Source organism: Ruegeria sp. HKCCSP346 (genome assembly GCF_017872595.1).
Classification (GTDB): Bacteria; Pseudomonadota; Alphaproteobacteria; order Rhodobacterales; family Rhodobacteraceae; genus Ruegeria.
The window spans coordinates 1-21,190 of the sequence record NZ_JAEDOT010000001.1 but is presented as its reverse complement, the minus strand read 5'-3'; the positions used below and the strand labels follow the sequence as shown (position 1 = coordinate 21,190).

Sequence of the window (21,190 nt, the reverse complement as noted above, 5' to 3'; positions counted from 1 at the left end):
CGTTTCCGGCTCGTGCAATCACTTTTTCGCAACGTATGATTGATCCGCGCGCCCATTTGATTCATACTCCGCCGCAGACCGAGAGGGGCGCAAGACACCTCCGGGCAGGCAAAAACGAGGCTCGAGTATGAAACAGTTCCTCTTAATCGCATTTTGTGCGGCATCGCTGACGGCGGTGGCTCCGGTTGCGGATGCGGCGCAGATCAAGCGGGCGTGTCTGGCGTCGGACCGGTCGGCGGCGACGCGGGATCGGTGCAGTTGCATCCAGCGCGTGGCGGATCAGGCGCTTACCCGCAGCGATCAGAAAACCGTGGCCAAATGGTTCACCGACCCCCATCAGGCGCAGGAGTTGAAGATGTCGCAGACCGCGCGCGACGATGCGCTGTGGGACCGGTATCAGAACTTTGGCCAGATGGCGCAGGCGATCTGCAGCTAAGCCCCTCTGAAACCTTGACCTGATCCACGCTGCGCCCCAGAAAGGCGCAGCGAAAGGTGTATCTTATGGTGATGAAAGGGCTGACCCTAAGGGGCCTTGAGGTGTTCGAGGCTTTGGCGCGGACGGGATCGGTGGCACAGGCCGCCGAGATCACGGGGCTCAGCCAGCCATCCGTTTCCCAACAGTTGCGCAATCTGGAAAAGGCTCTGGGCACCGAACTGGTCGATCACGGGCGCCGACCGATGCGCCTGACGCAGGCCGGGCGCAGTTTTCTGGTGCGGGCCGAGGCGGTTCTGGCCGAGCTGCAAATGGCACAAAGCGAATTGTCGGTCATGGATCTGGGGCATCTGACCACGCTCTCCATCGGATTGATCGACGACTTCGACAATGACCTGACCCCACGGCTGGCCACTCTGCTGGCGGACAGTCTGACCCGATCGAATTTCAAACTGATCACCTTGTCGAGCCTCGATCTGTTCGAGGCCTTGGCCGAACAACGCCTGCATATGGCCGTCACCGCCCATAGCGGAGAAGTGCTGGAAGGGGTGGTCGAGTACCCTCTGGTCCGGGATCCGTTCATTCTGGTTGCGCCTCAGGGGGCGGGCGGAGTGGAGGCTGTGCAGAACAGCCTGCCATATCTGCGCTATGCCCGCGAGCAGCTGATCAGCCGGCAGATCGAGGCGCATATGGCGCGCGGCGCGCAGGAGTTCGAGGAACGGTTCGAGATCGGCTCGCACATGGCGCTTATGGCCATGGTTGCACGGGGTCTGGGTTGGGCGATCACGACGCCGCTGGGCTTCATGCGCGCAGCGCGTTTTCATGACGGGCTGGAGGCCCACCCTGCCCCGTTCGGGGATTTCTCGCGCAGCATATCATTGCTGGCGCGAACGGGCTGGTCCGATCAGGTGCCGCAGGAGGTCGCGGGCATGACACGGCGTCTGATGCAGAACCAGATCGTTGACCCGGCTTTGGCCAAACTGCCCTGGCTGAGCGGATCGCTGCGGGTGATCGGCGGTTAACTGTCCAGATGGGCAGCAAGGCCGTCAACCGCTGCCTCGATCAGGTCCAGCGCGCCATCGAAATCCCGTGTGTAATAGGGGTCAGGCACATGATCCGCGCCGGTCTCAGGGGCGAAATCGGTCAGCAGGTGCACCGGGGTGTCACTGCCGGCGGGGCGCAGATTCTCGATATCCGCGATGTTGTTGGCGTCCATGCCCAGGATCAGGTCGAAGCGGTCGAAATCGGCAGCGGTGAACTGACGCGCGCGCAGGTCGCCCAGATCGATTCCCCTGACCTTCGCAGCTGCCTGCATTGGGCCGTAGGGCGGTTTCCCCGCATGCCAGCCCATGGTTCCGGCACTATCGGTTACGTGATGCGGCGCGCGGGCGCGAAAAACGCCCTCTGCCGCAGGCGAGCGGCAGATATTGCCCAGGCAGACAAAAAGGATACGGTGTGACATGCATTATGCTGTACCGCGCGGAGGAGAAATGGAAAAGATCGTGATTCTGACCGGGGCCGGAATATCAGCCGAGAGCGGGTTGAGCACCTTTCGCGATGAGGGTGGATTGTGGGCCCAGCACCGCATCGAGGATATCGCCACGCCGGAAGGATTCGCCCGCGATCCCGCACTGGTTCAAGGGTTTTACAATGCGCGGCGGGTTCAGGCCTCCGAAGTTCAACCCAATGCCGCTCATGAAGCACTGGCCCGGCTCCAACGGGACTGGCCCGGAGACGTCGTGATCGTGACCCAGAACGTGGACAGCCTGCACGAGGCGGGCGGCGCAAAGGATGTCATCCACATGCACGGAACTTTGGCGGGCGCGCTGTGTTCAGCCTGTGGCCATCGCTGGACCGCCCCGCCCGAAATGGCGGTTGGGGAATCCTGCCCCGCCTGTGCGCGGCCCACGGCCCGGCCCGATGTGGTCTGGTTTGGCGAGATGCCCTATTTCATGGACGAGATTTATGACCACCTGAGCAGCGCGTGGCTTTTTGCCGCCATTGGCACCTCGGGTCAGGTTTATCCGGCGGCAGCGTTCGTGCACGAGGCACAAGCGGCGGGCGCTCGGACGATCGAGATCAATCTGGAACCGTCGCCGGGCGCATCCGGGTTTGATGAAAGAGTTGTCGGCAAAGCGACCCAGACAGTTCCGCGATGGGTCGGGCACCTGCTTGCGCCGCATAGTTAAAGTACAGACAACACTCGCTTAATTCGGTTAGAATGCCCCCGAAGCGACTGGAGGACAAGACATGACGGATCAGGACCCCCGGACCGGTGAAATTCTGGATGAAGGCAGCATGGCGGGGCGCGACATGCTGGGAGAGCAGCTTTCCAGCCTGTGGTGGACCTTTCTGCTGCGCGGAGTATTGGCCGGGCTTGTCGGTATTGCAGCACTGTTCTGGCCGTCTGGCAGCATCGCGTTGCTGCTACGGCTGGTTGGCGTGCTGCTGATCCTCGATGGTGGCCTGACGCTTTTGGGCGTTGGGCGTCGCGGGGTAATGGGCGGTGCTGCAATCGGTGCGCTTCTGATCGGGCTTGTCCTGCTGATCTGGCCGGAAGGGACGGTCAAACTGGCCTTTTTCCTCATGGGCGCATGGGCGCTGATTGTCGGGATCGGTTCGCTGGCGGCATCCGGGCAAATGCACGAGAGAGACCCTCAACGCGGCTCCATGCGCGTCTCGGGTTTTGTCGCGCTTGTGGTCGGGCTTGTTTTGATGATCTGGCCAGCGGTCGCGCTTGTTGCACTTGGATGGGGCATCGCCTTTTCGGCACTGGCCATCGCCGCGGTCATGTTCTGGCTGGCATCCCGATTCCGCCAGGCCGGTGACCGCGTCGGTATGAAAAACGTCAACAAATAGCACCAGCGGCGGCCGCAGGAACAACAGGCCGGGCAATGCCCGGCCTGACGCATGGATGACGGCCGCAGCGCGGCCCGAAGACAGGCGTTGCCCTAGTTCGAATGAGATCCGTGCCCACCCATGTCCTGACGCTCCAGATCGACCGGGATTTCGATCTCAACCTCGCCAGCCTTTTCAAAGATCAGCGTCACCGGAACCATGGCGTCCTGCTCGAACGGTTCGGTCAGCCCCATGAACATCACATGGTCGCCGCCGCGTTTCAGCATGTGGGTTTCGCCTGCCGGAATGGCAAAGCCTTCCTCGACATGCACCATCTTGGCCACGCCATTGTCGTCGACTTTGTGCGTGTGCAGTTCAACCCGAGCAGCGGCATCCGACGTCACGCCGACCAAACGGTCGTCCGCATCGCCCAGATTCTGGATCATCATGAACGCGGCACCTGCCTTGGCGGTCTTTCCCGACGACCGGGCAAAGGCGTCATCAACTTTGATAGTGCCTTCGGCAACAGCGGGCATGGCCAGGGTCACGGCGGCCAGGGTTGCAAACAGAGTAGTTTTGAGGGACATCGTGCCTCTCCTGTATTGTAGGTTTGAAAAAGTAGTGTCTTCAAACACGTACAGGCGGCGCGCGCGCCGGGGTGCCGGGGACCGGCAAGGCGATTTGATTGACCAGATGTCGCAGCGGCGCTATCCGCGCCTGCTCTGGTGCCATAGGCATGGGCGGCTGGGCAATGGCGACCGCGCCCATCAGGGACAGCGCGTAATCCGGGCAGTAATGCGGTGGCGCGGTGGGCTGTCCGTCTTCGTCCATATAGACAACGACCGGACCGGTGCCTGTGCACAACACCATCTGACCCACGGCCCTGTCCATGCCGCGGGACACAGCAAGGCCCTGCCCCGTCAGAACCAAAAGCAGGGACAGAGCATAAGGCAGGAATCGTGTTATGGCAGGTCTCATCCTGACCCGGGTATAGGTCAGTCAGCAAAGTAGCTTCAAGCGCCAAAGGGTCGCGCTTGAAGCTGGTTTCAGTAATCAATTCCCGGTCGTTTCACCTTGCTTGTATTGAAGCTGGTGTGGGAACGATTCACCCTGCGCTGCATCCGCGTACAAGCCGAAATTGCTTTGCGAAAAACCGCGGCCAGAAACAGGAAAAGGTAGAAACTTTTTAACGTCATAGTGAGGCCCCCGCCTGATGAATGACAGTGACGATAGGTCAGATTCGGCTTTCCGTATGTGAAGCAATTCACCAATGGCGAGAAATAATTTCGAATTTGAAAACAAAGCAGGGCAGCAGCGGGCGTCTCAAAACAAAAAAGCCCCGCACCTCAGAGGTGCAGGGCCTGAAATACCGTAAGCGAAAAGGCTTAGGCCGTGGCTTGCGCCTTGGCGATTTCCTTCTTCACTTTCAGCGCGTTAGCCGACAGTTCTTCATCTTTGGCTTTGGCCAGGAATGCGTCCAGACCACCGCGGTGGTCAACCGAACGCAGGGCGGCTGCCGAGATGCGCAGCTTGACGCCGCGGCCCAGGGTCTCGGACTGCAGGGTAACGTCATTCAGGTTCGGCAGGAAACGACGACGAGTTCTGTTTTTGGCATGGCTGACATTGTTGCCAGTCATCGGGCCTTTTCCGGTCAGTTCGCAACGGCGCGACATGGTTTCTTCCTTTGTTTCTGGAGGCCGGGCACAAAGCCCTCGGCCAAATCACAAGGGGCACAACCCGAAGTCGCGCCCGAAAACTGGTTGGATGCGTGTAGTGGGAATCGCAGGAAGCGTCAAGACGGACCGAACGAATTCTTTCATTTTGCGCCCGCCTTTGAAACCTTGCCCCCTTTCACCCCGTCAGCTCAGTGTGCCAAGCAGTTCTTCGGCCGCGCGGGCCGGGTTCAGACGCCCGGCCGAGACTTCAGCGTTCAGGCGTTCCATCTCAGCCTTGGCCTGCGGCGTGTCGAGCCGTGCCAGAAGCGCATGGCGGACTTCCTGATCGAACCAGTATCGCGCCTGGGCGGCCCGGTTGGCTTCCCAGATACCGTTGTCGCGGCGCCACCGGGTCAGGGATTGCATCTCGTCCCAGGCTTGCTCCAGCCCCTGTTCTTCGACCGCTGAAACGGTCATTGCCTTGGGGAAACCTTCGGGATCCTGCGGGCGCTTGCGCAGCAATCGCAACGCGCCGGCATAGTCTGCGCATGTCCGGGTCGCCGTGGCCTTAAGGTCGCCATCCGCCTTGTTGATCAGGATGATATCGGCCATCTCCATGATGCCACGTTTGACACCCTGCAATTCGTCCCCACCCGCCGGGGCCAACAGCAACAGGAACAGGTCCGACAATTCGGACACCACCGTTTCAGACTGCCCGACGCCCACGGTTTCAATCAGCACCACGTCATAGCCTGCGGCCTCGCACAGGGCGATGGCCTCGCGGGTCCGTCGGGCAACGCCGCCGAGATGGCTCTGGCTGGGGGAGGGGCGAATAAAGGCGTTCTTCTCGCGGCTCAGGCGTTCCATCCGGGTTTTGTCCCCCAGAATCGAGCCCCCCGAACGGGCAGAGCTGGGATCGACTGCCAGAACCGCGACACGCAGCCCCTGCCCCGTCAGCATCATGCCAAAGCTTTCGATGAAGGTGGACTTGCCCACCCCGGGCGTACCCGACAAACCGATCCGGAGCGCCTGACGCCCCGATCCTGCGAGCTGGGCCAACAGCTCGCTGGCCTGTGCACGATGATCGGCGCGATTGCTTTCCACCAGAGTGATCGCGCGGGCCAGCGCCCGGCGCTCGCCCTTCAAAATCCTGTCGCTGAGGCTGTCTGTCTGCATTCTTGTCCCGATCCTAGAGGCAGGAATAGTTGCCGCGCTCGGGGGGCGTTTGTCCAGACCGCAGGTCTCCGGAAATGCGATCAAAGCGAAAGCTGCGTCAATTCGTGCGTTGCTTGGCCGTTCAGGGTTGATTCTGCCGCCCCGGTGTCACCAGAACGTGCGCGGCGCGAGAACTGGACGACACCAGCATGATCGCGGATAAGAACCGGATGACGATACGCCTGCCCATCGACGACGCCATTCCCGAACTGCTGCACAGATTGTGCGCGCAGGGCCGCGCGGTATTGCAGGCCCCACCGGGGGCGGGCAAGACCACGCGGGTTCCCCTGGCAATGCTCGAGGCGGGTTTGTGCGAAGGCAGGATCGTGATGCTGGAGCCCCGGCGGCTGGCGGCCCGGGCCGCTGCCGAGCGGATGGCCGAGACCCTGGGAGAGCGCGCAGGGCAGACCGTGGGATACCGTGTGCGCGGCGAGGCGAAAGTGTCGAAAGACACCCGGATCGAGGTGGTGACCGAAGGCATCCTGACCCGGATGCTGCAATCCAACCCGGATCTGCCGGGAATTGGCGCAGTGATTTTCGATGAATTCCACGAACGGTCTCTGAACGCCGATCTGGGGCTGGCCTTGTGCCTCGAAGTGACCGACGCATTGCGGGACGATCTGATCCTGCTGGCCATGTCAGCCACGCTGGATGCGGATCCCGTCGGTGCGTTGATGGCGGCCCCTCTGGTCACATCGGACGGGCGCAGCTTTCCGGTTGAGACGCGCTGGCTGGATCGGCCATTGGGGCCGCAAGCGCGACGGTTGGATGCGTTGATCGATCTGGTGGTGCAGGCCGAGCGTGAGACCCGGAAGTCCGGCGGCGGAATTCTGGTTTTCCTGCCGGGAGAGGGTGAGATCCGACGCGCTGAAAGCCTTTTGAACGGTCGGTTGCCCGACAGTTGCGTGGTGCGCCCGTTATTCGGAGCCATGCCCTTTGCGGCCCAGCGTGCCGCGATTGCCCCGGTGGAACAAGGGCGCAAAGTCGTGCTGGCGACGTCGATTGCCGAAACTTCGCTGACGATCCCCGACATCAAGGTCGTGGTGGATATGGGACAGGCCCGGCGGGCTCGGTTCGATCCGGGATCGGGCATGTCCCGGCTGGTGACCGAACGGGTGACCCGGGCCGAGGCCACACAGCGCACGGGCCGGGCCGGACGGGTGGCCGAAGGGGTGTGTTACCGGCTCTGGTCGAAGGGGGAAGACGGTGCGCTGGCCGCCTACCCGCCTGCCGAGATCGAAGCGGCGGATCTGACCGGGCTGGCGCTGGAACTGTCCCTGTGGGGCGCTGACGCGGCCGATCTGGCCTTTCTGACTCCACCTCCCGAGGGGACGATGGCCGAGGCGCGGGCTTTGCTGTCAATGCTGGGCGCACTCGATACCAATGGGCGGATCACCGATCATGGGCGCGCCCTGGCGGCACTGCCCTTGCATCCCCGGCTGGGGCACATGCTTGTGCGGGCCGGTCCGAACGCCGCCCTGTTGGCAGCGTTGATGGCCGAGCGTGACCCCCTTCGCGGCGCGCCGGTGGATATCACCCTGCGGCAAGAGGCGCTGCGCGATCCCCGGGCCTTTCAGCGCAACAGGGTCTGGCAGGTCAACATGGGCGCAGTGGATCGGATCAATGCCGAAACCAGACGGCTGCGGAAACAGGCCAAGGGCGACTCGGTCGATCTGAGCCCCGCCGCCATGGCCGGGCTGGCCTATCCTGACCGCATCGGACAGCGGCGCAAGGGCGACGCGCCGCGCTATGTGCTGTCAGGGGGGAAAGGCGTTGTTCTGGACAGTGCGGATTCACTGGCCAACGCTCCGTTTCTGGTCGTCATCGACACGGATGGCAACCCGCGCGAGGCGAAGGTCCGGATGGCCACCCAGATTTCGGAACGCGACATCCGCGATCTGTTCGCGGATCAGATCGGCTGGGTCGAGACCTGCGCCTGGTCCAAACGCGAGCGGCGCGTCGTGTCGCGGCGGCAAGAGCGGTTCGGTGCGATCACATTGGACGACCGCATCTGGAAGGACGTCCCGGACGACGCCGTGGCCCGCGCGATGCTGGATGGGATACGCGATCTGGGCCTGCGGCTGGAGGGTGCCGCCGCGCGCCTGGCCGCCCGTGTCGAACTGGTGCGCGCCGATGGCGTCGATCTGCCCGATTTTTCGGTCGCAGGCCTGATGGCCGATATGGAAGACTGGTTGCTGCCCATGCTGTCAGGGGTCAAAAGCGCCGAAGACTGGAAGAAATTCGATCTTTTGCCCGCCCTGCGCGCCCGGCTGGACTGGGCGCAGACGCAGGAACTGGACCGGCGCGCTCCGGGGTCATTTGAAACGCCGCTGGGGCGCAAGGTGCCAATTGATTACAGCGCGGCCGTACCGGAAATCTCGGTCCGTTTGCAGGAAGTGTTTGGCGTGACCCGACACCCGGCGATCGGCGGCCAGCCTTTGAAGATCACTCTGCTGTCACCGGCGCAGCGCCCGATCCAGATAACGCGTGACCTGCCCGGTTTCTGGGCGGGCTCTTACGCGGATGTACGCAAGGACATGAGGGCGCAATACCCCAAACACCCCTGGCCCGAAGACCCGACCCAGGCTGATCCCACGCTGAGGGCAAAACGCAGACGTGACTAGAACCGTCAGCAAAGCCCGAGCCTTGCCCAAAATCCACAAAACAACCCAGAAAACCCTCAAGAATCGGCCAAACCCGGCCAATACTGGAAGGTTTAATTGAAACTCACCATTTCCGTTGTTAAGTCGTATCAACTTTGAAGGCATAGAGTAGACTGACAAAAAAACTGATGAATGCATGGCTGCAAAATATCTGGGAAGAGGTCGGGCGACCGCTGTTCCTGCGCCCCCGACGGGTGCAGTTTGCGGCGTTATGCACCCGCGTTTACGACGGGCACGATCAGGTTCTGCTGATCACCAGCCGTGACACCAAACGCTGGATCATCCCGAAAGGCTGGCCCATCGATGGTTTGAGTGGCGCGGAAACAGCCCTTCAGGAGGCCTGGGAAGAGGCCGGAGTGCGCGCGGATGCAGTTCACGATGAACCCGTCGGCCAATTCACCTATGACAAGATCCTCAAAAACGGATCAGCGCAACCGGTATTGACCAATGTCTACAGGATTTCGGTGCGCGCGCTGGCGGATGACTTTCCCGAGGCCGATCAGCGCGAGCGCAGCTGGTTTTCGCCGGTTGAAGCGGCCACTCTGGTGCAAGAGCCCGAGCTTCAGGCCTTGTTGCGCAGACTGTAAGGAATTCGCAACATTTCGATGGCACCCAGCTTGCCTGAGCATCCGGATACCGTTAGTGGCGCACGATCCTACAATATCTGACCAAGTTCATGTCTGACACGAATCCGAAACCACGCTGGCAAACGTTGGACAGCGACCTGCACCGAATTTCGCGGGTCGAAACCGCCAACATCCATGTCGCGCGCCACCTGCTGGCACCGGGGATCGCACTGGCCTTCATGGCGCTTGCCGGGCTGACGGCGGCGGTCCTGTTCGGTCGGGCGGATGGCAGCCATGTCGTGGTCGCGGCGGCCGCGTTCGGGGCCTATATGGCGATCAATGTCGGTGCCAATGACGTGGCCAACAACATGGGGCCAGCGGTCGGCGCGAATGTGCTGACCATGGGCGGCGCCATCGTGATTGCCGCCATCGCCGAAAGCGCAGGTGCGTTGCTTGCGGGGGGTGACGTGGTCTCGACCATCTCAAAGGGGATTGTCGATCCCGCCTCGGTGCAAAACAGCGAGGTGTTCATCTGGGCCATGATGGCAGCGCTGATATCTTCGGCCATGTGGGTCAACCTGGCGACCTGGATTGGCGCCCCTGTGTCCACAACGCATTCAGTCGTGGGCGGGGTGATGGGTGCGGGCATTGCAGCAGCGGGCCTGAGCGCGGTGAACTGGGGCACGATGAGTGCAATTGCAGCCAGCTGGGTGATTTCGCCGATGCTCGGGGGTGCGGTTGCCGCGGCTTTTCTGGCGCTGATCAAGTCGAAAATCCAGAATCAGGACGACAAGATCGCCGCCGCGCGCAAATGGGTACCTGTCCTTTTGGCGGTGATGGCGGGGGCCTTTGCCACCTATCTGTCCGTCAAAGGCCTGCAACGGATCGTGCATATCGATCCGGAAATGGCCCTGTTGATCGGGTTGGGCGTGGGGCTGCTGACCTGGTCCGTGACCGTCCCGTGGGTCAAGCGCAGATCCGAAGGGATGGAGAACCGAACCCGGTCGCTGAAGACGCTGTTCGGCCTGCCGCTTGTGATCTCGGCCACGTTCCTGAGCTTTGCCCATGGTGCTAATGACGTGGCCAATGCGGTCGGTCCGCTGGCTGCGATTGTCCACGCGGTCGAGTTCGGAGAGTTCGCCGCGAAAGTTCCAATCCCGCTTTGGGTGATGATCATCGGAGCGTTCGGGATTTCCTTCGGTCTGTTTCTGTTCGGCCCCAGGCTGATCCGGATGGTGGGCCGCCAGATCACCAAGCTGAACCCGATACGCGCCTTTTGCGTCGCCCTGTCGGCGGCGATCACCGTAATTCTGGCCAGCTGGCTTGGCCTGCCGGTCAGTTCGACCCATATCGCCGTTGGTGCAGTCTTTGGCGTCGGCTTCTACCGAGAGTGGGATTCCGAGCGCCGGCGCAAACAGGGAAAGCGTCAACGCACAGAACATCACCTTGCCCCGGAAGAATACCGCCGTCGCAAGCTGGTACGGCGGTCGCATTTCATGACCATCGTGGCCGCGTGGGTAGTCACCGTGCCCGCCGCCGCAACCATGTCGGCCGTCATTTACTGGGTGTTGACCGCGTTCGCCTGAGGGAGACCGTCAGAGCCTGATCTGTTCCGGCGACAACGGGTGATCGGGTGCATGCTTGATAAGGTCGGACACCTGCGTGCAGATGGGTGTTGGCACTCCGGTTTCGTGACCCATCCGGATGATGTGACCTTGCAGGCTGTCAATTTCCGTTTGCCGCTCGGCCATGAGGTCATAGGCCATGGACGTTCGCGCGCTGGGGTCGATTGTCAGCATCCGGGCCGCGATGCGGGTGAACAGCGGTGTCGGCAGCCGCAGAATATGCGGGGTCATCCATGCCGGAAGCGGTGTGGTCGAGGCCACGGGATGACCCGCCGCCTTGAGGACGGTCAGCGCCTCGGACATCTGATCCGCCATGAGATTGCGCCAGTCGCGGTTCATCAGCTGATCCACCAACGTGAGGCCCGACAAGGCATTGAGCGCATTGTTCAGGTTGATCACCAGCTTGCCCCATTGCACGGCTTCGATCTGGTCGCTGGACTTTACGGGAAGGTCTGCGCTGCTCAGCTGCGCGGCCAGATCACCGGTGCCGCTTTGGATGACGATCTCTCCGGACGTGGCCCGATGATAGGTGGCAGGGCCGTTTGGCACCACGTTGAACGGAACCATACCCGCACGCACATCACGCCCCGGCAAGGCCTCACGCAATGTTGCGGCAGCTTCGATACCGTTTTGCCAGGACAGGATCGGGGCATCCTGCCGCGTAAAGCGCTCAATTTGCTCGGCCATGTCTGCGGTTGCACCCGATTTGACGGTGACGATGACCAGTTCGGCCTGATCCAGACAGGCCGGATCTTCGCTGAGCGTCAGGCCCCCGGTCGGAATCGTGACGTCAAGGCCATCAAAGTCAGTGACCTTCAGCCCGTGCTCTCGGATCGGGTCCAGCACATGGGCGCGACCCAGCAGGGTTACAGCGTGGCCCGCACGGGCCAGCAAAGCACCACAGTAACAGCCAATGCTGCCCGCGCCTGCAAGGACAAGATTCATGATACCCCCTCCGGTACACCCGAAAAGGATCACCGCAAACGTCCTGTGACACAAGCCCGCTTGCCCCCGACGTCACGCGCTAGCGGGCCAGCCGGGGTTTGGTGCGCTCAAGCTCTTTGGAAATAGGGATAAATTCCTGATCGTCGCCCGGAGGCAGTTGAAATGCTCCATTGGCCCAATCGGCGCTTTTCCACTCACGGGTTGCGGTTTCGATTTTTTCCTTCGAAGACGAAACGAAATTCCACCAGATGTAGCGGTCTTCATTCAGGGTCGCTCCGCCCAGCAGCATCAGCCGTGCGCCCAATGCACCGGCCTTGACAGACAGCTTGTCCCCGGGCCGGAACACCATCATGCGGCCCTCGTCAAACCTGTCGCCCGCGATTTCGACCGAACCTTGCGTAACATAGACACCGCGATCTTCGTGGTCGTCAGGCAGAGGGAAAGACGCGCCGGGTTCCAATTGCACGTCGAGATAGAAGGTTTCGGACAGCATCGTGACCGGGCTGGTTTCACCATAAGCCGAACCCAGGATCAACCGGGCGCTGACGCCTGCATCCTGAATATGCGGCAACGCGGCCTGTTTGTGATGTTCGAAATCTGGGGCCATATCCTCATGCGCTTCGGGCAAAGCAATCCAGGTCTGAATGCCGAACAGGCTGTGTTTCCTGCCGCGTGTTTCGTCACTGGTGCGCTCGGAATGGGTGACACCACGCCCTGCAACCATCCAGTTGACCTCGCCGGGATAGATCATCTGATGTGTGCCAAGGCTGTCACGGTGCTCGAATTCGCCCTGGTACAGATAGGTAACCGTGCCCAGTCCGATATGGGGGTGGGGGCGCACGTCGATGCCGCCTTCGGTGATGAATTCAGCCGGCCCCATTTGATCGAAAAATATGAAAGGGCCTACCAACTGTCGTTTTACCGAAGGCAGCGCGCGGCGCACCTCGAACCCTCCCAGGTCACGGGCACGCGGGATGATTAATGTGTCCAGCGCCGGATTCTCCGAAATGCACTCCGGATTGTGTGTCGGGTTCCAACTCATTTCAGCTCTCCCTTCGTTGCGGATGGTCAGGCCACCCGCGTTCACTCAGGTAAGAAATAGCCACGCGAAGCAGCCCATAAAGTGCACAATCGCACAGATTAAGTGCGGCGCCGTTCCGATCAACGCGGCCAGAGTTGCGGGAAAAACGGCCCGTCAATCCGATCCCCCTCGCCATAACCTGCCGCCTCGAACTGCGCACGCTCGTCCTTGGCCCAGTCGCCGCGATACCGGATGACACCATCAGGTGCCGTCATGCGAAGGGTGAAGCGCCGCACCGTTTCCGACGGCGTGGTCGAGGACAACCCGCCATGCAGCGTTCGCATGTCGAAAAAGATACAATCCCCAAGCTCCAGATCCCATTGCAGCAACTCATACGCGCCTGGGTCGGCATTGACATCGGGTGGCGGATGATAGGTCAGCCCGGCGACTTCGGTGGGCTCATAGCTGGGATGTCCATCGACAAACCGCACCCGCATGAACAGCTTGTCCCATAGGTGTGAACCCTTCACGAATGCGATGCCGTTTTCCTTGGTCACGGGTTCCAGCGGCAGCCAAAGGACACACATCGCGCCTTCGAAGTCGAAGTAAGACAGGTCCTGATGGAAGGGCGGGCGCGAGGTCGAGCCGGCCTCGCGCAGGAACCAGTTGTCCATGACAAGGTTGATGGATGGCACCCCCAGCAACCCGGCGGCAAGCGGAGCGCAGGACGACTTGTGAACGAATTCGTTGAATTGCGGGATTTTGTTCCAGGCCCAGTAGTCTTCGTAATAGCCCGGGGCGTTCGGATCCTTGGTATGACGGGTGAAATTATCCGTCGGCGTGTCAAGGTCGGCGTCGATACCTGCGCGCAGCAATGACAACCAGTCGGATGAGAATTTCGACCGCAGAACAACAGCACCATCGCGTTGGAAGGCGGCAATGTCTTCCTGTGTGACCGTATCTGCTGTCGTCATGGAATAATCATCCCGATGTGGTTCGGTGGCCCCGAGCATCGCACCAGGCACCGCCAGAGGTCAAAGAGATTCGTTTCGACGACCCGGAATCACTCACAGAACCGTGAGGACGCGGGGATCCAACCGCGCACGGCCTCGGATTTTGAACGAAACATGCTATGTTTCAGATGGAAGCCGCAGACTGACAAGATTGGATCGCGTATTGGAGGTTTCTCGATGACAGATGCGTTGCTGTCCCGCCGTTCCCTGATCACCCAAGGTGTTGCCGTTTTGGCGACCGGCGCCACAGGGCTTTTGGTGCCTGCCCGCGCAGCCGGGATTGCGCCTACGCCTTCGATGCGGGGCGGATCGAACAACTATCGCCCCGGCGCGCCAATCGTGGACCGGATCGGTGGCGGCGGGTTCTGGATGACCGGCACCGTACGACGGGCGGGCGATGGCGCCCCCCTGCCCGGCCAGCGCATACAGATCTGGGCCCATACCACAGAAGGGCACGAGCGTGACCCGCAAAGCCATGGAGCGACCTTGACGGATGAAAAGGGTGAATTCCGCCTGGAAATGCCGCAGATCGTTCCTGCATTCGGTCAACCGCACGGGCATCTGGCCTATGACAGCGGCGCGTTCGAAACCGTGTTCCTGCGGCCTGTGATGTCCAGTTCCAAAGACAAGACACTGGCTGCGCATTTCGTGTTGCAACCGCTCTGATCCCGGTGATCCGAACCGGTGCCATTTGGGCGACCCTGATCGCCGCCCTTGCCGTTCCCCTGATCGCTGCGGCAGGCAGCCCGTATCTTGCCTGGCGCGATCCAGCCTATATCCTCGCCGGGTTTGCCGGAATTCTGAGCTTGGGCCTGCTGCTGCTGCAACCGCTTCTGGCCGGAAGATACCTTCCGGACCTGTCCGCAGTGATGAGCCGCCACATTCACCGCTGGATCGGCCTGACCCTGGTGCTGGCGATTGTTGTCCATGTCGCGGGGTTGTGGCTTACCAGCCCGCCGGATGTCGTGGATGCGTTGTTGTTCGTATCGCCAACGCCGTTCTCGGCCTGGGGTGTCATTGCCATGTGGACCGCTTTCGGGGCGGCCCTGTTAGGGGTCTTCCGCAAACGTCTGCGCCTGCGCTTTCGTCTATGGCGCCTGAGCCACACCGCACTGGCCGGGGTGACGATTGTCGGCAGCCTTGTTCACGCCATGCTGATCGAAGGCACGATGGAGATCGTAACCAAAACAGCGCTTTGCGCACTGGTCCTCTTGGCGAGCGCAAGCACGCTCGCCAAATTGAAAGTGTGGGATATCCGTCGACGCCCTTAGACGCCCAGGCACCAGCGCATCACCGCCTTTTGTGCATGCAGACGGTTTTCGGCCTCATCAAAAATGACCGAGTTCGGGCCGTCCATGACCTCGGAGGTCGCTTCTTCCTCGCGGTGGGCCGGCAGGCAATGCATGAACAGCGCATCCGGTTTGGCATGCGACATGAGTTCAGCATTGACCTGATATGGACGCAGCATGTTGTGGCGGCGCTCTTTGGCCGACTGGGAATCATGCATCGAAACCCAGGTGTCCGCGACGACGAGGTCCGCGCCTTCCACCGCTTTGTGCGGATCCCTTTCGACCACGATTTTCGAACCTTTCTGGCGGGCAAACCCCATGAACTCCTCTTCCGGGTCAAGCTGAGCGGGGCCGGTGAAGGTCAGATCGAATCCGAATTGACCGGCGGCGTGCAGGAACGAGGCGCAGACGTTGTTGCCGTCGCCGGTCCAGACCACTTTCTTGCCCGCGATAGGGCCGCGGTGTTCCTCGAACGTCAAAACATCGGCCATGATCTGGCAGGGATGGGTGCGGTCGGTCAGACCGTTGATGACGGGCACGTCGGAATATTCGGCCATTTCGGTCAGGATGGTTTCATCAAAGGTGCGGATCATGATCATGTCGACATAGCGCGACAGCACGCGGGCAGTATCGGCAATGGTTTCGCCGTGACCCAGCTGCATGTCCTTGCCCGACAGCACCATGGTCTGGCCGCCCATCTGGCGCACGCCCACATCAAAGGACACGCGCGTCCGGGTCGAGGGCTTTTCGAAGATCAGCGCGACCATGCGGTCTTTCAGCGGTTGTTCGTCATCAGGGGCAGCCTTGGGACGGCCCAGACGCGCCTGTTTCATCGCGCCCGCCTGATCGATCATGGACCGAAGCGCGGTAGCATCGGTTTTGTGGATGTCGAGAAAATGGTTCATGTCGGTTCGTTTCCTGGCTGTCGGTTGCCGGGGGCGCTGCCCCCGGACCCCCGGAGTATTTGGGAAAAGATGAAAATCAGGCGGTTTGGAGTTGGGTTTCGATCTGCCGGGCGGCCTTGTCGAGGCGGATCATGGCCTGAGCGATATCGTCCTCGGTCAGAGTGAGAGGCGGCAACAGGCGGATCACGTTGTCGGCGGCGGGAACGGTGATGACGAGGTTGTCATAACCTGCATTGACCACGTCGATATTGGCAGGCTTGCACTTGAGGCCGAGCATCAGGCCTGATCCGCGCACCTCTTCGAACACGTCGGGGTGATCTGCGATCAGGGCTTCGAGCTTTTGGCGCAGCAGGCCCGCCTTGCGGTTGACGCTTTCCAAAAAGGCGGGTGTTGCCACATGATCGATCACCGCGCAGCCCACCGCGCAGCCCAGCGGGTTGCCGCCATAGGTCGAACCATGGGTGCCTGCTGTCATGCCGCTGGCCGCGTCTTCGGTGGCCAGGACTGCGCCCAGCGGGAAGCCGCCGCCGATGCCCTTGGCGACCATCATGATATCAGGGGTGATCCCAGCCCATTCATGGGCAAAGAGCTTGCCTGTCCGGCCAACGCCGCACTGGACTTCATCAAGGATCAGCAGCAGCCCGTTGTCGTCGCAGATCTGGCGCAGCGCCTTGAGTTCGGCGTCCGGCACCGGGCGAATACCGCCCTCGCCTTGGATGGGCTCGATCAGGATCGCGGCGGTCCTGTCGGTGATGGCGTCGGTCACGCCGTCCAGATCGCCGAAGGCCACATGCACGAAACCCGGCAGCAGCGGGCCGAAGCCCTTGGTCATTTTCTCGGACCCGGCAGCGGCGATGCCGGCTGACGACCGGCCGTGGAACGAACCGTCGAAAGTGATGATTTCGACCCGCTCGGGCTGATCCTTGTCATAGAAGTACTTGCGGGCCATTTTTACGGCCAGTTCGCAGGATTCCGTGCCGGAGTTCGTGAAGAAAACCGTATCGGCAAAACTGTTTTCCACCAGCTTGTCAGCCAACGCCTGTTGCTGAGGAATGTTGTACAGGTTCGAGACATGCCACAGCGCATGGGCCTGGTCAGTCAGCGCGGCCACCAATGCCGGATGGGCATGGCCCAGCGCGTTCACGGCGATCCCTGCGCCGAGGTCCAGGAAACGTCGGCCATCCGCCTCGGTCAGCCAGGCGCCTTCGCCCTTCACGAAGGTCAGGGGCGCACGGTTATAGGTCGGCAGAACGGACGGGATCATGGGATCATCCTTTTCAGGTAGTATGAGCCTCGTGAGTGATACACGAAGGCCCTGTTCGTCAACAATTTTGGTGAGGTCTGTGCCGATTTGTCGGGCACACGAGATCAAACAGGCCGGTTACGCAAAGATGCGTCGGCGTCGGAGCAGTTGGATATGCACATGTTTGATCATGGCCGACCGTATAGCGATGCTTGCACAGGTTGGGAAGCCAGTATTTTGCAGGGATCGAATTTTGCCCTTGCCAAAGCCTGTGCAACGGCGCACCGCTTGGCCATGTTCCAACCCAAGCACCACAATCCACCGCTTGCCGCTGCGCTGATTTTTGTCGCCACCGCCTTTATCGCCGCGACGACGCTGCTGGCAAAGGCGCTCGGGACGGATGCGTTGGGCCCGTCCTTGCACGCTATGCAGATCAGTCACGGGCGGTTTCTGTTTGCCCTGCTGGCGATCGTGCTGGCGGTTGCAGCTTTGCGGCCCCGGTTGGTGCGGCCCCATTGGGGGCTTCACGTCGGGCGGACCAGTTTTGGCTGGGCGGGGGTGACATTGATGTTCGCGTCGGTTGCCTTCATTCCGATGGCGGATGCGACGGCCATATCCTTTCTGAACCCTGTCTTTGGTATGGTGCTGGCCATTCCTCTGCTGCACGAGCGGGTTGGTCCTTGGCGCTGGCTGGCGGCGGCTGTCGCCTTGACGGGCGCGTTGATCCTGCTGCGCCCGACCCCCGCCAGCTTTCAGCCTGCCGCGCTTCTGGCGCTGGCGGCGGCTGCGCTGATCGGGATGGAGCTGATTTTCATCAAAAAATTGTCCGGGCGCGAGCCACCGATGCAGATCCTGCTGATCAATAACGCGATGGGTTTGCTGATCGCCACTTTGGCCGTCAGCTTCGTCTTTCAGATGCCGACCCCGCAGCAGTGGGCGGCATTGGTGGGGATCGGCGTTCTGATGGCCTGTGCGCAGGCCTGTTTCGTCAACGGCATGGCGCGGGCGGATGCATCCTTTGTGGCCCCGATCAGCTATGCCACGCTGATCTTTGCCGCCCTTTACGACTTGGCGGTCTTTGATGTAATCCCCGACTGGATCAGTCTGATCGGGTCTGCGACCATTCTGGCCGGTGGGCTGATCCTGGTCTGGCGAGAAGCGGTGCGGCGCCGCGTCTGAGAGCCTGCCCTGCACGGCGGAAACGGGTGCGCCTGCATCCCGGCCCCGGCCCTTGCAACCGGTCGCGATGGCTGGGCCAGCCTAAGCCTTGAGGCGATATCCGGTGCGCAGCATCAGCCAGGTGATGGTTCCGATCACGAGTGTTGCAAACGTACAAACCGCCATTCCCAGCCACGGAGAGCTGTCGGATACTCCGATCATTCCGTAGCGCAAACCATCTATCAGATAGAACACCGGGTTCAGGTGGGTCAGGCGGTTCAGCACGGGCGGCAGCGCCTCGACCGAGTAGAACGTGCCCGACAGGAAGGCCAGCGGCGTGACGATAAAGTTGGTGATTGCTGCCATCTGGTCGAACTTGTTGGCGAAGATACCGGCAAACAGGCCCAACGCGCCCATGAATGCCCCACCCAGAACAACAAAGGTCAGCGCGATCAGGGGGTGCTGAGGCGCAATGGAGAGCAAGACCAAAAACGCAATCGAGATCACCAGTGCGATCATCACGCCTCGGGCAATACCACCCGCGAGGTAACCCAGCAGAATCTCGAGCGGTGACAGCGGCGGCATCAAAGTATCGACGATATTGCCCTGCACCTTGGCGATCACCATCGAGGACGAGGTATTGGCAAAGGCATTCTGGATCACCGTCATCATCATGATCCCCGGTGCCAGAAACATCACAAACGGCACACCCATGATATCGGGCCGGCTGGGTCCGATGGCGATGGTGAAGATCAACAGGAACAGCCCCGCCGTAACCAGAGGTGCCAGAACCGTCTGCGTCCAGACGGCCAGAAAACGCAGGGTTTCGCGCTGCGCCAGCGTGTACAGGCCCATCCAGTTGACTGCTCCGAAGCGACGCGCGGTCTGATCTGCGGGATTTTGCATGATTTGCCCTCAAGCTGATTCGAAGACAGCTTGTAACTCGGGCAGCAGTGTTTAGAATAGGGGGCTGAGACGAATTCCCAAGGCGGCCCGAATCCGGGGCCGCTTTCCGCTTTTGAAAGGCTAACGATGTCCTGGACAGACGAGCGTGTTGAACTGCTGAAGAAGATGTGGGGCGAAGGCCAGTCGGCCAGCCAGATTGCCAAGGAACTGGGTGGCGTGACCCGCAATGCGGTGATCGGCAAGGTGCACCGCCTGGGCCTGTCGAACCGGACGGCAGGCGCATCCCCGGCCAAGGCGGAACCGAAAGAAAAACCGGCGCCCGCCCCCAAGGCCGAGGCCAAGCCCAAACCTGCACCCAAGACCGAACCGGCGCGTCCGGCCCCGGCCCCGACCGCCGAGGCGAAACCGGTCGTTCCGGCCCGCCGTCAGATCATCCCCGCCGGTCAGCCGCTGCCACCGCAGCCATCGGCCAATGAGATCAGCCCCGAGGCGCTGGCCAAGGTCAACGAGGTTGAAAAGAAAGCCAAGAAGCTGACTTTGATGGAATTGACCGAGAAGACATGCAAATGGCCCGTGGGCGACCCCGCGACCGAGGATTTCTGGTTCTGCGGCCTTCCGGTTGAGGCGGGCAAACCCTATTGCGAGGCGCATGTGGGAGTGGCCTTCCAGCCGATGAGCTCGCGCAGGGATCGTCGGCGGTAATTGCGAACACAAGAACCTAAATCATGTCTATGGAACGTGAAAAGGGCGCAGGCATTTCGCCACGCCTCTACCGGAGACGTTGCATAGTCAAGAACGACGCAAGGCGTAACGGGTTCTTACAAAGAAAACACCCTCGCTGAATGCTGCGAGGGTGTTTTAGTTCGGAGCGTCAGCTTTGCGGACAAAGTTGCCGTAGGCTCATCGCTTTCTGATCCTCCCCCTCTGAAGTGGTCCGCCGTTATGGTTATGAAAACGGAGGAACCACATGGCGAACAAGCGACCCAAGCCGGAAGAGATTGTCTCGAAGTTACGGCAGGTTGAGATATTGATGGGGCAAGGCATGTCCCGTCTGGATGCAATCCGGCAGATTGGTGTTGTTGAACAGACCTATTGTCGCTGGAAGAAAAAGTACGGCAGAATGGGCGCGGATCAATTGAAGGAACTTAAGCGCCTTCAAAAAGAGAATGAGCGTCTTCGAAGGGCCGTCTCGGATCTTACCCTGGACAAACTGATCCTGACGGAGGCGTCCACGGGAAACTACTGAGCCCCGCCCGTCGCCGTGCCTGCATCAACCATGTGCGCCACAAACTGCGTGTCTCAGAACGCCGGGCGTGTCGCGTCCTGAAACAGCACCGATCCACACAGCGAAAGCTGCCGAAAGGTCGAGCTGACGAGAAGCGCCTGGTGGCGGACATGATAGAATTGACCCGCCAGTATGGCCGCTACGGTTATCGCCGGATCGCGGCTTTGCTGAGAGATGCGGGCTGGCAGGTGAATGACAAGCGTGTCGAAAGGCTTTGGCGTCGGGAGGGGCTGAAAGTGCCAATGAAACAACCAAAGAAGGGGCGGCTCTGGTTAAATGATGGATCGTGTGTTCGGCTGCGGCCGGAGCATCGAAACCATGTCTGGAGCTATGACTTCGTGCATTGTCGAACGGATGACGGAAAGGCATTCCGCACGCTCAACGTCATCGATGAGTACAGCCGGGAGTGCTTGGCGATCCGTGTGGACCG

The 21,190-nt window shown here is 61.2% G+C and carries 22 protein-coding genes and 1 pseudogene; 12 read left to right on the top strand and 11 right to left on the bottom strand.

The annotated features are described in order from the left end of the window. The first annotated feature begins 127 nt into the window (after positions 1-127). Positions 128-436 (top strand): hypothetical protein, encoded by a 309-nt coding sequence (locus tag I9185_RS00115; protein ID WP_171229650.1) that lies wholly within the window; start codon positions 128-130, stop codon positions 434-436. 65 nt (positions 437-501) lie between these two features. Next, positions 502-1,455 (top strand): LysR family transcriptional regulator, encoded by a 954-nt coding sequence (locus I9185_RS00110; protein WP_171205681.1) that lies wholly within the window; start codon positions 502-504, stop codon positions 1,453-1,455. On the opposite strand, the gene I9185_RS00105 is transcribed toward I9185_RS00110, so the two are convergent. After that, positions 1,452-1,895, bottom strand: a complete 444-nt coding sequence (locus I9185_RS00105) for a low molecular weight protein-tyrosine-phosphatase (protein WP_209546987.1) — start codon at positions 1,893-1,895, stop codon at positions 1,452-1,454. The genes I9185_RS00110 and I9185_RS00105 overlap by 4 nt on opposite strands. 28 nt (positions 1,896-1,923) lie before the next feature. Between I9185_RS00105 and I9185_RS00100 the strand changes: the two genes are divergently transcribed. Beyond that, a complete protein-coding gene (locus tag I9185_RS00100; RefSeq protein ID WP_210092784.1) occupies positions 1,924-2,622 on the top strand; it encodes an NAD-dependent deacylase in 699 nt (232 codons plus the stop codon). Between the two features lie 61 nt (positions 2,623-2,683). Next, positions 2,684-3,292, top strand: a complete 609-nt coding sequence (locus I9185_RS00095) for a DUF308 domain-containing protein (RefSeq protein ID WP_209546984.1) — start codon at positions 2,684-2,686, stop codon at positions 3,290-3,292. A gap of 92 nt (positions 3,293-3,384) precedes the next feature. On the opposite strand, the gene I9185_RS00090 is transcribed toward I9185_RS00095, so the two are convergent. The 4 genes from I9185_RS00090 to meaB all read right to left on the bottom strand — a co-directional run bounded on the left by I9185_RS00090 (position 3,385) and on the right by meaB (position 6,102). Continuing rightward, positions 3,385-3,858 carry a copper chaperone PCu(A)C gene (locus I9185_RS00090; protein ID WP_209546981.1) on the bottom strand — a complete coding sequence of 158 codons (474 nt, stop codon included), beginning with the start codon at positions 3,856-3,858 and terminating at the stop codon, positions 3,385-3,387. A 40-nt stretch (positions 3,859-3,898) separates the two neighbouring features. Next, positions 3,899-4,249: a hypothetical protein gene (locus tag I9185_RS00085; protein WP_209546977.1), complete on the bottom strand. Its 351-nt coding sequence runs from the start codon at positions 4,247-4,249 to the stop codon at positions 3,899-3,901. A gap of 407 nt (positions 4,250-4,656) precedes the next feature. Then, positions 4,657-4,944 carry a 50S ribosomal protein L28 gene (rpmB, locus tag I9185_RS00080; protein WP_050603240.1) on the bottom strand — a complete coding sequence of 96 codons (288 nt, stop codon included), beginning with the start codon at positions 4,942-4,944 and terminating at the stop codon, positions 4,657-4,659. A gap of 186 nt (positions 4,945-5,130) precedes the next feature. Further along, positions 5,131-6,102 carry a methylmalonyl Co-A mutase-associated GTPase MeaB gene (gene meaB / locus I9185_RS00075; RefSeq protein ID WP_171232539.1) on the bottom strand — a complete coding sequence of 324 codons (972 nt, stop codon included), beginning with the start codon at positions 6,100-6,102 and terminating at the stop codon, positions 5,131-5,133. A 209-nt stretch (positions 6,103-6,311) separates the two neighbouring features. Here meaB and hrpB point away from each other — a divergent pair, with 209 nt between their 5' ends. The 3 genes from hrpB to I9185_RS00060 all read left to right on the top strand — a co-directional run bounded on the left by hrpB (position 6,312) and on the right by I9185_RS00060 (position 10,956). After that, a complete protein-coding gene (gene hrpB / locus I9185_RS00070; protein ID WP_210092783.1) occupies positions 6,312-8,765 on the top strand; it encodes an ATP-dependent helicase HrpB in 2,454 nt (817 codons plus the stop codon). A gap of 167 nt (positions 8,766-8,932) precedes the next feature. Continuing rightward, complete coding sequence (locus I9185_RS00065) at positions 8,933-9,391, top strand: NUDIX hydrolase (RefSeq protein ID WP_171724395.1); 459 nt, start codon at positions 8,933-8,935, stop codon at positions 9,389-9,391. Positions 9,392-9,480: 89 nt separating this feature from the next. Continuing rightward, the gene (locus tag I9185_RS00060) at positions 9,481-10,956 is read left to right on the top strand and encodes an inorganic phosphate transporter (protein WP_209546972.1); all 1,476 of its coding nucleotides are present in this window, start codon (positions 9,481-9,483) and stop codon (positions 10,954-10,956) included. A gap of 9 nt (positions 10,957-10,965) precedes the next feature. Here I9185_RS00060 and I9185_RS00055 read toward each other — a convergent pair whose 3' ends face one another. The 3 genes from I9185_RS00055 to I9185_RS00045 form a co-directional block, all read right to left on the bottom strand. Beyond that, positions 10,966-11,940, bottom strand: coding sequence for a 2-dehydropantoate 2-reductase (locus tag I9185_RS00055; RefSeq protein WP_209546968.1), 975 nt, complete (start codon positions 11,938-11,940; stop codon positions 10,966-10,968). A 79-nt stretch (positions 11,941-12,019) separates the two neighbouring features. After that, positions 12,020-12,982, bottom strand: a complete 963-nt coding sequence (locus tag I9185_RS00050) for a pirin family protein (RefSeq protein ID WP_171638206.1) — start codon at positions 12,980-12,982, stop codon at positions 12,020-12,022. A 119-nt stretch (positions 12,983-13,101) separates the two neighbouring features. Then, positions 13,102-13,935, bottom strand: coding sequence for a phytanoyl-CoA dioxygenase family protein (locus I9185_RS00045; protein ID WP_245223372.1), 834 nt, complete (start codon positions 13,933-13,935; stop codon positions 13,102-13,104). Between the two features lie 216 nt (positions 13,936-14,151). Between I9185_RS00045 and I9185_RS00040 the strand changes: the two genes are divergently transcribed. Further along, positions 14,152-14,640 carry a twin-arginine translocation pathway signal gene (locus tag I9185_RS00040; RefSeq protein WP_171117607.1) on the top strand — a complete coding sequence of 163 codons (489 nt, stop codon included), beginning with the start codon at positions 14,152-14,154 and terminating at the stop codon, positions 14,638-14,640. A gap of 5 nt (positions 14,641-14,645) precedes the next feature. Next, on the top strand, positions 14,646-15,245 hold the full coding sequence (locus I9185_RS00035) for a ferric reductase-like transmembrane domain-containing protein (protein WP_209546963.1): 600 nt from the start codon (positions 14,646-14,648) through the stop codon (positions 15,243-15,245). Here I9185_RS00035 and argF read toward each other — a convergent pair. Together argF and I9185_RS00025 are read right to left on the bottom strand one after the other, a co-directional pair. Next, positions 15,242-16,168 carry an ornithine carbamoyltransferase gene (gene argF / locus I9185_RS00030; RefSeq protein ID WP_209546960.1) on the bottom strand — a complete coding sequence of 309 codons (927 nt, stop codon included), beginning with the start codon at positions 16,166-16,168 and terminating at the stop codon, positions 15,242-15,244. The genes I9185_RS00035 and argF overlap by 4 nt on opposite strands. A 76-nt stretch (positions 16,169-16,244) precedes the next feature. After that, entirely contained in the window at positions 16,245-17,432 is a 1,188-nt protein-coding gene (locus tag I9185_RS00025) for an aspartate aminotransferase family protein (protein WP_209546957.1), read from the bottom strand. A gap of 273 nt (positions 17,433-17,705) precedes the next feature. On the opposite strand from I9185_RS00025, the gene I9185_RS00020 reads away from it, so the two are divergent. Next, complete coding sequence (locus tag I9185_RS00020) at positions 17,706-18,590, top strand: DMT family transporter (protein WP_210092782.1); 885 nt, start codon at positions 17,706-17,708, stop codon at positions 18,588-18,590. Positions 18,591-18,671: 81 nt separating this feature from the next. On the opposite strand, the gene I9185_RS00015 is transcribed toward I9185_RS00020, so the two are convergent. Next, positions 18,672-19,475 carry an ABC transporter permease gene (locus tag I9185_RS00015; RefSeq protein WP_171638216.1) on the bottom strand — a complete coding sequence of 268 codons (804 nt, stop codon included), beginning with the start codon at positions 19,473-19,475 and terminating at the stop codon, positions 18,672-18,674. A gap of 126 nt (positions 19,476-19,601) precedes the next feature. Here I9185_RS00015 and I9185_RS00010 point away from each other — a divergent pair, with 126 nt between their 5' ends. Continuing rightward, positions 19,602-20,177, top strand: coding sequence for a GcrA family cell cycle regulator (locus tag I9185_RS00010; protein ID WP_152457300.1), 576 nt, complete (start codon positions 19,602-19,604; stop codon positions 20,175-20,177). Between the two features lie 265 nt (positions 20,178-20,442). Further along, positions 20,443-21,190: pseudogene (locus I9185_RS00005) on the top strand (IS3 family transposase); the annotation flags it as partial.

Coding starts and splice junctions, on each gene's coding strand:
- I9185_RS00085 (WP_209546977.1), bottom strand. CDS start 4,249: ATGAGACCTGCCATAACACGATTCCTGCCTTATGCTCTGTCCCTGCTT.
- I9185_RS00065 (WP_171724395.1), top strand. CDS start 8,933: ATGAATGCATGGCTGCAAAATATCTGGGAAGAGGTCGGGCGACCGCTG.
- I9185_RS00105 (WP_209546987.1), bottom strand. CDS start 1,895: ATGTCACACCGTATCCTTTTTGTCTGCCTGGGCAATATCTGCCGCTCG.
- argF (WP_209546960.1), bottom strand. CDS start 16,168: ATGAACCATTTTCTCGACATCCACAAAACCGATGCTACCGCGCTTCGG.
- I9185_RS00055 (WP_209546968.1), bottom strand. CDS start 11,940: ATGAATCTTGTCCTTGCAGGCGCGGGCAGCATTGGCTGTTACTGTGGT.
- I9185_RS00015 (WP_171638216.1), bottom strand. CDS start 19,475: ATGCAAAATCCCGCAGATCAGACCGCGCGTCGCTTCGGAGCAGTCAAC.
- rpmB (WP_050603240.1), bottom strand. CDS start 4,944: ATGTCGCGCCGTTGCGAACTGACCGGAAAAGGCCCGATGACTGGCAAC.
- I9185_RS00010 (WP_152457300.1), top strand. CDS start 19,602: ATGTCCTGGACAGACGAGCGTGTTGAACTGCTGAAGAAGATGTGGGGC.
- I9185_RS00110 (WP_171205681.1), top strand. CDS start 502: ATGGTGATGAAAGGGCTGACCCTAAGGGGCCTTGAGGTGTTCGAGGCT.
- hrpB (WP_210092783.1), top strand. CDS start 6,312: ATGACGATACGCCTGCCCATCGACGACGCCATTCCCGAACTGCTGCAC.
- I9185_RS00115 (WP_171229650.1), top strand. CDS start 128: ATGAAACAGTTCCTCTTAATCGCATTTTGTGCGGCATCGCTGACGGCG.
- I9185_RS00100 (WP_210092784.1), top strand. CDS start 1,924: ATGGAAAAGATCGTGATTCTGACCGGGGCCGGAATATCAGCCGAGAGC.
- I9185_RS00090 (WP_209546981.1), bottom strand. CDS start 3,858: ATGTCCCTCAAAACTACTCTGTTTGCAACCCTGGCCGCCGTGACCCTG.
- I9185_RS00060 (WP_209546972.1), top strand. CDS start 9,481: ATGTCTGACACGAATCCGAAACCACGCTGGCAAACGTTGGACAGCGAC.
- I9185_RS00025 (WP_209546957.1), bottom strand. CDS start 17,432: ATGATCCCGTCCGTTCTGCCGACCTATAACCGTGCGCCCCTGACCTTC.
- I9185_RS00095 (WP_209546984.1), top strand. CDS start 2,684: ATGACGGATCAGGACCCCCGGACCGGTGAAATTCTGGATGAAGGCAGC.
- I9185_RS00050 (WP_171638206.1), bottom strand. CDS start 12,982: ATGAGTTGGAACCCGACACACAATCCGGAGTGCATTTCGGAGAATCCG.
- meaB (WP_171232539.1), bottom strand. CDS start 6,102: ATGCAGACAGACAGCCTCAGCGACAGGATTTTGAAGGGCGAGCGCCGG.
- I9185_RS00045 (WP_245223372.1), bottom strand. CDS start 13,935: ATGACGACAGCAGATACGGTCACACAGGAAGACATTGCCGCCTTCCAA.
- I9185_RS00040 (WP_171117607.1), top strand. CDS start 14,152: ATGACAGATGCGTTGCTGTCCCGCCGTTCCCTGATCACCCAAGGTGTT.
- I9185_RS00020 (WP_210092782.1), top strand. CDS start 17,706: ATGTTCCAACCCAAGCACCACAATCCACCGCTTGCCGCTGCGCTGATT.